9 protein-coding genes are annotated in these 13,898 nt (G+C 72.8%); all 9 read right to left on the bottom strand.

Annotated features, from left to right (window positions below; genetic code table 11):
• The 9 genes from rplU to mreC all read right to left on the bottom strand — a co-directional run bounded on the left by rplU (position 1) and on the right by mreC (position 13,804).
• Positions 1-324, bottom strand: coding sequence for a 50S ribosomal protein L21 (rplU, locus tag QPK52_RS18305; RefSeq protein WP_093654483.1), 324 nt, complete (start codon positions 322-324; stop codon positions 1-3).
• A gap of 253 nt (positions 325-577) precedes the next feature.
• Positions 578-4,804: an Rne/Rng family ribonuclease gene (locus tag QPK52_RS18300; protein WP_410538558.1), complete on the bottom strand. Its 4,227-nt coding sequence runs from the start codon at positions 4,802-4,804 to the stop codon at positions 578-580.
• Between the two features lie 240 nt (positions 4,805-5,044).
• Entirely contained in the window at positions 5,045-5,791 is a 747-nt protein-coding gene (locus QPK52_RS18295) for a TIGR03936 family radical SAM-associated protein (RefSeq protein WP_410538557.1), read from the bottom strand.
• Positions 5,792-5,943: 152 nt separating this feature from the next.
• Positions 5,944-6,540, bottom strand: coding sequence for a GNAT family N-acetyltransferase (locus QPK52_RS18290; protein WP_410538556.1), 597 nt, complete (start codon positions 6,538-6,540; stop codon positions 5,944-5,946).
• Positions 6,541-6,626: 86 nt separating this feature from the next.
• On the bottom strand, positions 6,627-8,555 hold the full coding sequence (locus QPK52_RS18285; RefSeq protein WP_410538555.1) for a TIGR03960 family B12-binding radical SAM protein: 1,929 nt from the start codon (positions 8,553-8,555) through the stop codon (positions 6,627-6,629).
• Positions 8,556-8,758: 203 nt separating this feature from the next.
• Positions 8,759-9,952, bottom strand: coding sequence for a rod shape-determining protein RodA (gene rodA, locus QPK52_RS18280; protein ID WP_410538554.1), 1,194 nt, complete (start codon positions 9,950-9,952; stop codon positions 8,759-8,761).
• Positions 9,949-12,063: a penicillin-binding protein 2 gene (mrdA, locus tag QPK52_RS18275; RefSeq protein WP_410538553.1), complete on the bottom strand. Its 2,115-nt coding sequence runs from the start codon at positions 12,061-12,063 to the stop codon at positions 9,949-9,951. Before mrdA ends, rodA begins: the two co-directional genes overlap by 4 nt.
• A 52-nt stretch (positions 12,064-12,115) precedes the next feature.
• A complete protein-coding gene (gene mreD / locus QPK52_RS18270) occupies positions 12,116-12,790 on the bottom strand; it encodes a rod shape-determining protein MreD (RefSeq protein WP_410538552.1) in 675 nt (224 codons plus the stop codon).
• 9 nt (positions 12,791-12,799) lie between these two features.
• Positions 12,800-13,804, bottom strand: a complete 1,005-nt coding sequence (gene mreC / locus QPK52_RS18265; RefSeq protein ID WP_410538551.1) for a rod shape-determining protein MreC — start codon at positions 13,802-13,804, stop codon at positions 12,800-12,802.
• Between the last annotated feature and the right edge of the window lie 94 nt (positions 13,805-13,898).

Genomic DNA, 13,898 nt, shown 5'->3' with positions numbered 1-13,898 from the left:
TTACTTCGTCGCCGGGGCGTCGATACCGGTGATCTTCAGCGCGGTGTGCAGCTGACGGTGACCGATCCGCTTGCGGTAACCGGTCTTGTTCTTGTACTTCATGATGTCGATCTTGGCACCCTTGTGGTGGTCCACGACCTCGGCGTGAACCTTCACACCGGCCAGGACCCACGGGTCGCTGGTGACCGCGTCGCCATCGACGATGAGCAGGGTCGAGAGCTCGACGCTGTCGCCGACCTTGCTGGTGGAGATACGGTCAACCTCAATGACGTCGCCGACGGACACCTTCTGCTGGCGGCCGCCGGTGCGCACGATCGCGTACACGCGGAACTCTCTCTCGCTCGTGGGTGGAGCCCCTGATGCCAGCCGCTCGCCACGGGCACGGCCCGTGCGGATCCGAGTGGATTGAGCGGCCTCTCCTCGCGCTCACGCGACACCTCGCGGAGTGCGTGGAGGGATTTGCTCAGGAGCCTGGCGTGTCCATCGACACGCCGCGACGGTCAAGGTTACGGGGCTTTGCCGCGGGGGGTCAAACCGGCCCCGGACGCCGATGGGCGTCCGGGGCCGGTCCGGTCCGTCAGTCCTCGGCCGGGGCCGAGACGGACGACGGGCCCTGCTGCTCGGCCGCCGCGGTCTTGCGGGCGGCCGTCTTCTTGGCGGCGGTCTTGGTGGTGGCCTTCTTCGCCGCCGTCTTCTTGGCGGCGGTCTTGGTGGTGGCCTTCTTCGCCGCCGTCTTCTTGGCGGCGGTCTTGGTGGTGGCCTTCTTCGCCGTCGCCTTCTTGGCGGCGGTCTTGGTGGTGGCCTTCTTCGCCGCCGTCTTCTTGGCGGCCGCCTTCTTCGCCGGGGCGGCTTCCTCGGCGGCTTCCTCCGCGACGGTCTCCGAGGAGGCTTCCGCGGGGACCTCGGCCGGCGCCTCGGCGGCGGGCTCCGGTTCCGCGGCGGGCCCGGCGGACGGGACCGCGGGCTCGGTGATCTCGGCCGCCTCGGGAGAACCGGCCGGAGCGGCCGCACGGCGCACCACACGGCGGCGGGGACGGGCCGGCGGAGCGGCCTCGACCGGGGCCTCCTCGGGCTCGGCCGCCTCGGCCGGCTCCTCCGCGGGCGCCTGCGGCGCCTGCTCGGCGGCCGGAACCACCGTCACCGCGGCCTCCGCCTCGGCAGCCGCCCTCGGCGGACCCGCCGGAGCCGACACCTTGCGCGCACCACGGCGCCGGGTACGCGGCGCGGTCTCCTCCGCAGCCGGCTCGGGCACGGCGGCCTCGACCGGGGCCTCCTCGACCGGGACCGCCTCGGGCTCGGCCGCCTCGGCCGCCTCGGCTGCCTCGGCCGCCTCCTCCGCGGGCGCCTGCGGCGCCTGCTCGGCGGCCGGAACCACCGTCACCGCGGCCTCCGCCTCGGCAGCCGCCTTCGGCGGACCCGCCGGAGCCGACACCTTGCGGCCACCGGCGCGCCGCCGCCTGCGGCCGCGCCGGGCGGCCTCCTCGGCCTCGGCGGCGCTGCTGTACAGCTCCTCGTCCGGGACGAACTCCGGCTCCGGCAGCGCCGCGGGCTCGGCGGCCTCCGCCGCCACCTCGGCGGGCGTCTCGGCCGCCGTCTCCTCCTCCGGGGCCTCGGCCGGCATCTCGGCGGCAGGCGCCTCGGCGGGAGCCTCGGGCTGCTGGCCCGCGGCCTTGCCCTTCTTCCTGCCGCGCTTGCCGCCACCGCCGCCGCCCTGGGTCTGCACCTGGTCCATGTGGACGATCAGGCCCCGGCCGTTGCAGTGCACACAGGTCTCGGAGAAGGACTCCAGCAGCCCCTGGCCGACCCGCTTGCGCGTCATCTGGACCAGCCCCAGCGAGGTGACCTCGGCCACCTGGTGCTTGGTGCGGTCACGGCCCAGGCACTCCAGCAGGCGCCGCATGACCAGGTCGCGGTTGGACTCCAGCACCATGTCGATGAAGTCGATCACGATGATGCCGCCGAGGTCGCGCAGCCTGAGCTGGCGCACGATCTCCTCGGCCGCCTCCAGGTTGTTCCTGGTGACCGTCTCCTCCAGGTTGCCGCCCTGGCCGGTGAACTTGCCGGTGTTGACGTCGATCACGACCATCGCCTCGGTGCGGTCGATGACCAGCGATCCGCCGCTGGGCAGCCAGACCTTGCGGTCCAGCGCCTTCATCAGCTGCTCGTCGATCCGGTAGGTGGCGAAGACGTCCACCTCGGAGGTCCATCGCTGGAGCCGGTCGGCCAGGTCGGGCGCGACGTGCGAGACGTACCCGTGGATCGTCTCCCAGGCCTGGTCACCGCTGATGACGACCTTGGAGAAGTCCTCGTTGAAGATGTCGCGGACGACGCGGACGGTCATGTCCGGCTCCCCGTAGAGCAGCGTCGGCGCGCCGCCCTTGCGGGCCTTCTTCTGGATGTCCTCCCACTGCGCCTGGAGCCGCTCGACGTCGCGGCGCAGCTCGTCCTCGCTGGCGCCCTCGGCGGCGGTGCGGACGATGACGCCCGCGTCCTCGGGGACGATCCGCTTGAGGATCTGCTTGAGCCGGGCCCGCTCGGTGTCCGGCAGCTTGCGGCTGATGCCGGTCATCGAGCCCTCGGGCACGTAGACCAGGTAGCGGCCGGGGAGGGAGACCTGGCTGGTCAGCCGGGCGCCCTTGTGGCCGATGGGGTCCTTGGTCACCTGGACCAGGACGGACTGGCCGGACTTGAGCGCGGTCTCGATGCGGCGCGGACCGCCGGACAGGCCCAGCGCCTCGAAGTTCACCTCACCGGCGTACAGGACGGCGTTGCGCCCCTTGCCGATGTCGACGAAGGCGGCCTCCATCGACGGCAGGACGTTCTGGACCTTGCCCAGGTAGACGTTGCCGACGTAGCTGGTGGCCTGCTCCTTGTTGACGAAGTGCTCGACGAGGACACCGTCCTCCAGCACCCCGATCTGGGTGCGCTCGCCGCTCTGGCGGACGACCATGACGCGCTCGACGGCCTCGCGGCGGGCCAGGAACTCGGCCTCGGTGATGATCGGGACGCGGCGGCGCCCCTGCTCACGGCCCTCGCGGCGGCGCTGCTTCTTGGCCTCCAGACGGGTGGAGCCCTTGATGGACTGCACGCCGTCGGCGCTCTCGGACGGCTCGTCCTTCTTCTTCCGCGGCTCGCGGACCTTGACGACCGTGCGCTCCGGGTCGTCCGGAGCCACCTCGGCGGCCTGGGGCTCGGCCTCGCCGCTGCGGCGGCGGCGACGGCGACGGCGACGCGAGGAGCTGCTGGAGGCGCCCTGGTGCTCCTCCGCGTCCTCGTCCCGCTCCCCGTCCTCCCGGCCGTTCTCGGTGGCCGCTCCCCCGTTCTCCCCGGTGCTCTCGCGGGTCTCGTCGCCCTCCTCGCCCTCGGCGGCGTCCTCGGACGCCTCGGCGTCGGAGCCGCGACGGCGGCGGCGCCCACCACGGCGGCGGCGGCGCGAGGGACGCTCCTCGCCCTCGTCGGTCTCGCCCCGGCCGTAGGTCTCCTCGTCCTCCTCGCCGGTGTCCTCGGCGGATCCGACCCCGGTCCGAGCCTCTGCGGTCTCCTCGGCGGCGCCGGCGCCCCCGGCGGCGGGCTGCTCGTCCCGCTCCTCCTGCTCGGCGGGCTCGCCGCTCCTGCGGCGGCGGCGACGGCGGCGGGCAGCGGCGCGCTCCTCGCGCTCCGCCTCCGCGCTGCCGCCGGTCTCGGCCCCGGTCCCGTACTCCTCGGGGGTCTCCGGCTCCTCCTCGTCCTCGTCCTCGGCGGACTCGGCAGCGGCGGCGGCCGCGGTCTCCGGGGTCTGGAAGACCGGCTCGGCGAACACGGGCGCCTGGAACACCGCCATCGGTGCCATCTGCGGCTTCCTGCGGGCGCGCCGGGGAGCGGCGGGCTCGGTCTCGGCGGCGGGCCCCTCGGACCGCTCCGGCCCCTCGGCCCGCGCGGGCTCCTCCGCCTCCGCGGGCTTGCCGCCCCTCGCCTTGGCCTTCGCGGGCTTCCGGGTCCTCGCGGGGCGCTCGGTCTCGGCGGGGGCCTCGGCCGGCGCCTCGGCGGCGGGCTCCGGTTCCGCGGCGGGCTCCTGCTGTGCGGGCTCCTGCTGTGCGGGCTCCTGCTGAGCGGACTCCTGCTGAGCGGGCTTCTCGGCGGTCCTGCGGGTGCGCCGCCGGGCACGGGCGGGCGCAGGCTGCTCCTCGGCGGCCGGCTCCACGGACTCGGCCGGTTCCGCCGCTTCGGCGGCGGGCTCCTGCCGTGCGGACTCCTCTCGCTCCGCACCTTCTCCGGCCGCCTGCGGCGGGCCCGCGGGGGCGGAGGCCCGGCGGGTGGCACGGCGGCGCGTACGCGCCGGGGCCGGCTGCTCCTCGGCCGCGGCGGGCTCGGGCGCACCGGTGGGCTCGGCCTGCGTCTCGGCCGTCTCGGCGGCGGGCTCCGCGGACACCACCGTCTCGGCCGCCTGCGGCGGGCCCGCCGGGGCGGAGGCCCGGCGTACGGCGCGGCGCCGGGGCCGCGCGGGCGCGGCCTGCGCCTCGGCGGCCGGCTCAGGTGCGGGCTCGGCGGCGGGCTCGGACGCGGCGGCGGGCTCCGCGGCCTGCGCCGACGGCTCCCCGGCCGGTGCGGCGGCGACCGACGCGGTGACGACCTCGGGCTCGGCCGAGGCCGCCGCCGGCGGTCCCGCCGGCCGGGACACGGCGCGGCGGCGCCGGCGCGGCGGCAGCGTGTCGCTGGGGCTGCCCTGCCCTGCTTCCGCTCCTGTGCCGGTCGCGGGGGACGCTGTGGGCGTGGTTTCGGTGTTCTCCGCGGATGTGGGCTCCGCGGACTCCATGGGTTCGCGCATGCGGGCGGTTCTCCCGTTCACGCTCCCGGGCGCCGCGCCTCGGTCCGGCCGGGCTCCGCGTGATGTGCGCGGGCCGCTGTCCGGGGCGCGGGCGCCGCACGGGAGCTGTCGTCTCGCTCGCCGGTTCCGTGCCTTCGGGCCCGGCTACGGCGAAAGTCTGCTGGTGGATGCGCCTGCCTGACGGCCGGACCCGGGTGGCTCCCTGGTGCCTCGCACATCGGCGGCGCGGCGGCGTCGGCCTTACGCGGTGCCGTCCGGCACCGTCGCGGCGGGGGTTGCGTCGCGGTCGGGCGCAAGCGGATCGGTCACCGTGCCGGTCTCCTCATCGAGCGGCCCCTGCGCCAGCCTGGTCACCGCTGCGGGGACCGGCGGCGCCAGGTCGGCCGTAGCTCGGAGGCCGGACAGGACGTCGTCGGGTCGTACGGCAGGTGTCAGGTGCCGTACCACCAGGCGCAGTATCGCACAGGGACCGTCGCCGGGCCTATCGGACCCGGTCGGGGCGACCTCCAGCGAGGCCACGGCGGCACGCGTGTCGAAGGTGCGCATGCCCTTCTTCGTCTGCCTCCGGACCTCGACCGAGTCCGCCGCGAGGAAGACCTCCACCGCCTTGCGCGCCTCCTCCGGCTCCACCCCGTCGAGCCGCAGCTCCCAGCGGGAGGCCGTCAGACGGTCGGCGAAGCCGCTGGTGTGCGCCTCCACCGCGTCGACGACGTCGAGTCCGTCGGGCAGCGACTCGTCGAGCAGCCGCCGCAGCACCTCCGGGTCGCGCCGCTCGGTGAGGGCGATCTCCAGGTACTCGGCCTCGCTGCCCGTGCCGGTCGGCGCCGCGTTCGCGTACGAGACCTTCGGGTGCGGGGTGAAGCCCGCGGAGTACGCCATGGGCACCTCGGCCCGGCGGAGCGCCCGCTCGAAAGCGCGCTGGAAGTCGCGGTGGCTGGTGAACCGGAGGCGGCCGCGTTTGGTGTAACGCAGGCGGATGCGCTGCACCGCGGGTGCGGGCGGCGGGCCTTCGGGCTGTCGCTTGCCCAGGATCCTTCTCCTTGCTGCGGGGTGGCGCGACGAGCGCCCCTCGGTCGAACACTGGCGGCCGGGCCGTCCCCGCCGGTGCGGGGCCGGTAGGCCCGTACCTACCCACCAGCCTACTCGCCGGCGGCTCCGCCCTCTCCCGGCCCGGCACCCGGCGCCCGCGGCGCGGCCGGTCCCGTGGCGATCCAGTACCGCAGTTTCTTCCCCCGCCGGTCCTCGAAGACACCCCCGCACTTCTCGATGACGCGGCGGGAGGCGGTGTTGGTGTCGTCGCAGGTGACCAGGACCGGGTCGATGCCCAGGGAGTGCGCGACGGGCAGGGCGGCGCGCAGCATCGCCGTGGCGTGGCCGCGGCGGCGGGCGGAGGCGCGGACGTCGTAGCCGATGTGGCCGCCGTAGTCGAGCAGGAAGCCGTTGAGCCGGTGGCGGATTGCTATGCGGCCGAGGTAGGTGTCGCCCTCGGCCCACCACAGGGTGGTGCACGGGACGTGGCCCTCGGGGCGCGGGCTGTCGGCGTCGGCGTCGGCACGGACGGCGGCGGCGTACGCGGCGAAGACCTCCGGATCGTGCCAGTGTCCGCCGTACCGGAGGATGTCGCGGCCGACCATCGAGTTGTCCTCCGGCCCGCCCCGGCCCTCGGCCTCGAACTCCTTCACGGCCTCCAGGAAGGAGGCGTGGACACGCGGGTCGGGGACGATCAGCTCGGGCATGCGGCCAGTGTGTCAGCGCGCCCCGCCTCCGGCCAGCGGGTGTCCGCCGGCCGGAGGCGGGGCGCGTACGCCCGCGCGGCGGGCGGCTACTTGTTCACGACCGTCAGCGGCAGCAGCTTCTTGCCCGTCGGGCCGATCTGGATGGAGGTGTCCATCGCCGGGCACACGCCGCAGTCGAAGCAGGGGGTCCAGCGGCAGTCCTCGACCTCGGTCTCGTCGAGGGCGTCCTGCCAGTCCTCCCACAGCCAGTCCTTGTCGAGGCCGGAGTCGAGGTGGTCCCAGGGCAGGACCTCCTCGTAGGTGCGCTCGCGCGTGGTGTACCAGTCGACGTCCACGCCGTGGGGGGCCAGCGCGCGCTCGGCGCACTCCATCCACAGGTCGTAGGAGAAGTGCTCGCGCCAGCCGTCGAAGCGGCCGCCGGCCTCGTAGACGGCGCGGATGACGTCGCCGACGCGCCGGTCGCCGCGCGAGAGCAGGCCCTCGACGATGCCGGGCTTGCCGTCGTGGTAGCGGAAGCCGATGGAGCGGCCGTATCGCTTGTCGGCGCGGATCCTCTCGCGCAGCTTCTCCAGGCGGGCGTCGGTCTCCTCGGCCGACAGCTGCGGCGCCCACTGGAAGGGGGTGTGGGGCTTGGGCACGAAGCCGCCGATGGAGACGGTGCAGCGGATGTCGTTGGAGCCGGAGACCTCGCGGCCCTTGGAGATGACCTTGGCGGCCATGTCGGCGATCTGCAGCACGTCGTCGTCGGTCTCGGTGGGCAGGCCGCACATGAAGTACAGCTTCACCTGGCGCCAGCCGTTGCCGTAGGCGGTGGCGACGGTGCGGATCAGGTCGTCCTCGGAGACCATCTTGTTGATGACCTTGCGGATGCGCTCGCTGCCGCCCTCGGGGGCGAAGGTGAGGCCGGAGCGGCGGCCGTTGCGGGTCAGCTCGTTGGCCAGGTCGATGTTGAAGGCGTCCACCCGGGTGGAGGGCAGCGACAGGCCGATCTTGTCGTCCTCGTAGCGGTCGGCCAGTCCCTTGGCGATGTCGCCGATCTCGCTGTGGTCGGCCGAGGACAGCGACAGCAGGCCGACCTCCTCGAAGCCGGTGTTCTTCAGACCCTTCTCCACCATCTCGCCGATGCCGGTGATGGAGCGCTCGCGCACCGGGCGGGTGATCATGCCCGCCTGGCAGAAGCGGCAGCCGCGGGTGCAGCCGCGGAAGATCTCCACGCTCATCCGCTCGTGGACGGTCTCGGCCAGCGGCACCAGGGGCTGCTTGGGGTAGGGCCACTCGTCGAGGTCCATCACGGTGTGCTTGGACACCCGCCACGGGACGCCGGAGCGGTTGGGTACGACGCGGGCGATACGGCCGTCGGGCAGGTACTCCACGTCGTAGAAGCCGGGGACGTACACGCCGCCGGTCTTCGCCAGGCGCAGCAGCAGTTCCTCGCGGCCGCCGGGGCGGCCCTCGGCCTTCCAGGCCCGGGTGATCTCGGTGATCTCCAGTACGGCCTGCTCGCCGTCGCCGATGACCGCGCAGTCGATGTAGTCGGCGATCGGCTCGGGATTGAAGGCGGCGTGTCCGCCGGCGACGACCACCGGGTGGTCCACGCCGCGGTCCTCCGCCCGAAGCGGGATGCCGGCCAGGTCGAGGGCGGTGAGCAGGTTGGTGTAGCCCAGCTCGGTGGAGAAGGAGACGCCGAACAGGTCGAAGGCGCCGACCGGGCGGTGGGCGTCCACGGTGAACTGCGGGACCCGGTGCTCGCGCATGAGCTTCTCCAGGTCCGGCCAGACGCTGTAGGTGCGCTCGGCGAGCACGCCCTCGCGCTCGTTGAGGACCTCGTAGAGGATCATGACGCCCTGGTTGGGCAGACCGACCTCGTAGGCGTCGGGGTACATCAGGGCCCAGCGGACATCGCAGGCGTCCCAGTCCTTGACGGTGGAGTTCAGCTCTCCGCCGACGTACTGGATCGGCTTCTGGACGTGCGGGAGGAGGGCCTCCAGGCGCGGGAAGACCGACTCGACAGGCATGGGTGGTGTCCTCAGATGCTGGGGTTCGCCGGGTTTGCCGGATTTACTGGTTTTCAGCGGCCGGCCGTGCGGCCGGCCGCCGTACCGCCTGGCCGGCGGACGGGAGTGACCATCCAGCGTAACGCCTGCCGGGGCGGGCCCCGTGCCCGCGTACCGGCGGGCGGCCGTTGCGCGGGCACGGCCGGGGACCGGGGGCGCTGGGCTCAGGCGGAGACCGGGCGCTGCACCCGGATCGACTGGAGCAGCCCGATGGCGATCCAGACCGCGAACATCGAGGTGCCGCCGTAGCTGACGAAGGGCAGCGGCAGGCCGGCGACCGGCATGATGCCCATGGTCATCCCGATGTTCTCGAAGGACTGGAAGGCGAACCAGGCGATGATCCCGGCGGCGACGATGGTGCCGTACAGCTCGGTCGTCTCCAGTGCGATACGGCAGGCGCGCCACAGCACCACGCCCACCAGGAGGATGATCAGGCCCGCGCCGAGGAAGCCCAGTTCCTCGCCCGCGACGGTGAAGACGAAGTCGGTCTGCTGCTCGGGGACGAACCGCCCGGTGGTCTGGCTGCCCTCGAACAGCCCCTTGCCGTAGAGGCCGCCCGAGCCGATGGCGATCCTGGCCTGGTTGGTGTTGTAGCCGGCGCCGGACGGGTCGAGCGCGGGGTTGGCGAAGGCTGCGAAGCGGTTGATCTGGTAGTCGTCGAGCACGCCGAGCTGCCAGACCAGGACCGCGCCGATGCCGCCCGCGGCCAGCAGGCCGATGATCCAGCGGTTGGACGCTCCGGAGGCCAGCAGCACCCCCAGCACGATCACGACCAGCACCATCACCGAGCCCATGTCGGGCATCAGCATGACGATCCCGATCGGTACCGCGGCCAGCGCGAGGGCCTGTACCACCGTGCGGTGGTCGGGATGGAGCCGGTCGCCCGCGTCCACCTGGGCGGCGAGCAGCACCGCCATGCCCAGGATGATGGTGATCTTGGCGAACTCGGCGGGCTGGAGCGACAGACCGGCGCCCAGGTTCAGCCAGGCGCGCTGGCCGTTGATCGTCGCACCGAGCGGGGTGAGCACGAGCAGGGTGAGCAGCACCGACAGCACGTACAGCACCGGGACCGCGCCGCGCAGCCTGCGGTGGCCGAGCCAGACGGTGCCCACGGCCAACGCCACGCCGATGGCGAGGCTGATCAGATGGCGCCACAGGAAGTGCTGCGGATCGCCCTCGTTCAGCTCGGTGCGGTTGCGGGTGGCGGACCACACCAGCAGGGAGCCGAGGACGGACAGCGCCACGCAGGCCAGCAGCAGCGTCCAGTCCAGGCGGCGCAGGACGGAGTCACGGGCCGTCAGCCTGCTCCATGCGGAGCGCTCCTGCCAGGGCTTTCCGGTGTAGGAGTGGGTGCTCACGGCTTGAAGCCCTTCTGGCGCAGGGCCTCGATGGTGCCGTCCGGGTTGATCCCGGGAAGCTTCTTCTGCGGTTTCGGCAGCAGTGCCTTCTTCTTGTCGATCTTCCCGTCCTCGCCCACGCCGTACAGCGCGTCGTAGATCGCGCGCACCGCGGGGCCGGAGGCGCCCGAGCCGGTACCGCCCTGGGAGATCGTCATGACGATCGCGTACTCGTCGGTGTAGGTCGCGAACCACGAGGTGGTCTGCTTGCCGTAGACCTCGGCCGTACCGGTCTTGGCGTGCATGGGGATCTCCTTCTGCGGCCAGCCGGTGTCGGCGAAGCGCCAGGCCGCGGTGCCGCGGGTGGCCACGCCCTCCAGCGCCTTGTCGGTCTGGTGCAGGGTCTTGGCGTCCATCGGCAGCCTGCCGCGCTTCTTCGGCTCGATCTCCTCGACGCTCTTGCCGTCGGGGCTGATGACGGCCTTTCCGACGGTGGGCTCGTACATGGTGCCGCCGTTGCTCAGGGCCGCGTAGACGACCGCCATCTGAATGGGCGTCACCAGCGTGTCGCCCTGTCCGATGGAGTAGTTGACGCTGTCGCCGGCGCGCAGCCTGTTGCCCTCCAGGCAGTTCTCGTACGCGATCTGCTCGACGTAGTCCCCGCCCTTCTTGCCGTACTTGCACCAGGCGTCCTTGTTGGCCTCCCAGTACTCCTGCTTCCACTTGCGGTCGGGCACACGGCCGGTGACCTCGTTGGGCAGGTCGATCCCGGTGCGCTTGCCGAGGCCGAACTCGTGGGCCATCTTGTAGAACCAGTCGTCGGGGTTCTTCTTGGGCTTGGCGCCGCCGTCCTTCTTCCACTCCTGGTGTGCCAGGGCGTAGTAGACGGTGTCGCAGGAGACCTCCAGCGCGCGGCCGAGGTCGATCATGCCGTGGTTCTGCGACTCGAAGTTCTTGAAGACCTGGCCGCCGATGCTGTACGAGGACGAGCAGTTGTAGCGCCCGTCGAAGTCGTAGCCGGCCTTGACGGCCGCGGCGGTCGGGATCACCTTGAAGATCGATCCGGGTGCGGCCTGTCCCTGGATGGCCCGGTTGAGCAGCGGGTAGTTGGACTTCTTGCCGGTGAGCCTGGCGTAGTCCTTGGCGGAGATGCCGCCGACCCAGGCGTTGGGGTCGTAGTCCGGCGCGGAGGCCATCGCCACGATCCGGCCCGTCCTGGCCTCCATCACCACGACCGCGCCCGCGTCCGCCTCGTAGTTGCGGTTGGTGTTGCGGTCGTGCTGCTTGCGCGCCTCCTTCATCGCCTTGACCAGCTCCTTCTCGGCGATGGCCTGGACGCGCGCGTCGATGCTGGTGACGAGGGAGGAGCCGGGCTCGCCCTTGTCGTTCTCGGCCTCCCCGATGACGCGGCCGAGGTTGTCCACCTTGTAGCGCGTCACGCCCGCGTCGCCGCGCAGCGCCGCGTCGTACTGGCGCTCCAGGCCGGAGCGGCCGATCTGGTCGGAGCTGAGCAGCGGGGAGTCGGTGTCCTTGGTCTGTGCGATCTCCTCGTCGGTGACGGGCGAGAGGTAGCCGAGGACCTGAGCGGTCCGGGCGCCGTACGGGGCCGGGTAGCGGCGGACGGCGACGGGCTCGGCGGTGATGCCGGGGAAGTCCTCCTGCCGCTCGCGGATCTGGAGGGCCTGCTGCGTGGTGGCCTCGTCGGTCACCGGGATCGGCTGGTAGGGCGAGCCGTTCCAGCAGGGTTGCGGGGTCTCCGCGTCGCACAGGCGGATCTTCTCGGAGACCTCCTTGTACGTCATGTCCAGGACGTCGGCGAGCCGGGTGAGGACGGCCTTGCCGCCGTCGTCCATCTTCATCAGTTCGGTGCGGCTGGCGGAGACCACCAGCCGGGTCTCGTTGTCGGCCAGCGGCACACCGCGCGCGTCGAGGATGGCGCCGCGTACGGCGGGCTGGACGACCTGCTGCACATGGTTGCCCGCGGCCTTCTCGGCGTACTCCTCGCCGTTGCGGATCTGGAGGTACCACAGCCGCCCGCCGAGGGTGAGCATCAGGGAGAAGACCAGGATCTGGATGGCGACCAGCCGGATGGTGACCCGGGGGGTGCGCCCGGTCTCGGGAATGTTGCTCACTGCGTCTCCGTCGCAATCACAGTCGCTGCCGCCGTCACAGTCGCCGCCGCCGTCACAGTCGCTTGACGCCCTTGATCCGCCCCGTTCCGCTCCTGGACATCCGGACCGCCCGGCCGCCGAGGCGGCCGGTGCGGCCGCGCAGCCCGCCGATCCCTCCGGAGCCGAGCAGTCCGCCGTAGGTGCGGGCGCCGTCGCCGGCGCTGCCGGCCGTGTCGGCGAGCGGGTCGTGCGCGGTACGGCGGGCCAGCGCCATGACCACCGGGACGGTGAAGGGCGCGAGCAGCAGGTCGTAGAGGGTGGCCGTGGTCAGCAGCAGGCCCAGGCCCACATGGCGGGCCGCGGTGTCGCCGACCAGCGCGCCGACGCCGGCGTAGAGCAGGGTGGAGGAGAGGGCGGCGCCGGCCACGACGAGCATCGGAACGGTGGCCGAGCGGTGCTGGCCGTTCTCCGGCTTGGTCAGGCCGGCGGCGTAGCCGATGACGCACAGCACCAGGGCGTAGCGGCCCACGGCGTGGTCGGCGGGTGGCGCGAGGTCGGCCAGCAGCCCGGCCGCGAAGCCGACCAGGGCGCCGCCGGTGTGGCCGTACACCAGCGCCAGGCCGAGGACGGTCAGCAGCAGCAGGTCGGGTACGGCGCCGGGCAGTTGGAGCCGGGCCAGCACGCTGACCTGGACCACCAGGGCCACGATGACGAGCGCGATCGAGAGCAGGATCCGGTTGGGGTGCATCGTTGTCGGTCAGCTCCTGGAAGGGCTGGGGGTGGCGCCCCCGGAGGGAGCGGCGTCCGCGGAGGGGCCGGTGCCCGCCGAGGGGCCGGTGGAGGGATCGGCGGCGGCCGAGGGGTCGGCGGTCACGGTGACCGTCGGGACTGGCCGGTCCTTCGGCTTGGGCGGGAGGACCGCGTCACGCGGGTCGGTGCGCGGCGGCTTGACGACGACGCCGACGATGTCGAGCTTGGTGAAGCCGACGTACGGCCGCACCCGCACCGTCCGGGTGAGACCGCCGCTGTGCGGATCGACCCGGATGACCTCGCCCACCGGCACACCGGGCACGAACGGCCGGTCGTTGCTGGAGCCGAAGGTGACCAGGCGGTCGCCCTTCTTCACCTCGGCCTTGCTGTTGAGGAGCTGGACGGTCAGCGCGCTGTCGCCGCGGCCGCCCGCGAAGCCGAGCTCGCCGGTGCCCTCCATCCGGGTGCCGACGGTGAAGTCGGGGTCGTTGGCCAGGAGCACGGTGGAGGTGCTCGGTCCGACGGTGGTGACCCGGCCGACGAGTCCGTCGCCGTTTATCACCGTCATGTCCCGCCTGATGCCGTCGGCGCGGCCGACGTCGATGGTGACGGTCCAGGAGAAGCCCTGGGCGGCGCCGATCCCGACGACCTGGGCGGCCTTGATGCCGTACTGCCCGGCGCCCGCGGTCCTCAGCAGGTCGTCGAGCTGCTCGACCCGGGCGTTGTCGCGGTCGGAGGCGGCGAGCCTCTGCTTCAGTTCGGCGTTCTCCTGCTCCAGTACGCTGATCCGGTCGTAGCGCTCGCCGGAGTCCCGTACGGCCGCGATGGCGTTGCCGACGGGGTCGACGGCGGTGGCGACACCGCTCTCCACCGGGCCGAGGACGGACGCGGCCACCTGCCGCGCCCCGTCCAGCGGCGATCGCTCACCGCCGCGGATGTCCACCGTGATCAGTGCGAACGCGACGGCGACCAGCAGAACGAGCAGCAGCCGGCTCTCTCGTGTATCCCTCACGTGCGACGGCCGTGCCTTCCCTTGTTGGACTTGTCTGACCGTGGTGTCGGCCCGGCTCCCCGGCCCGCCCGCCGCCTCCGTCCCGCGGGCGGGC

The organism is Streptomyces sp. KL2, assembly GCF_046529545.1.
GTDB classification, from domain to species: Bacteria; Actinomycetota; Actinomycetes; order Streptomycetales; family Streptomycetaceae; genus Streptomyces; species Streptomyces radiopugnans.
Note: the sequence above shows the minus strand (reverse complement) of the source record. Positions and strands in the feature narration are given on the sequence as shown.

Excerpts from the sequence above, each read along its gene's own strand:
- QPK52_RS18300 (WP_410538558.1), bottom strand. The coding sequence starts at position 4,804 with ATGCGCGAACCCATGGAGTCCGCGGAGCCCACATCCGCGGAGAACACC.
- QPK52_RS18290 (WP_410538556.1), bottom strand. The coding sequence starts at position 6,540 with ATGCCCGAGCTGATCGTCCCCGACCCGCGTGTCCACGCCTCCTTCCTG.
- QPK52_RS18285 (WP_410538555.1), bottom strand. The coding sequence starts at position 8,555 with ATGCCTGTCGAGTCGGTCTTCCCGCGCCTGGAGGCCCTCCTCCCGCAC.
- mreD (WP_410538552.1), bottom strand. The coding sequence starts at position 12,790 with ATGCACCCCAACCGGATCCTGCTCTCGATCGCGCTCGTCATCGTGGCC.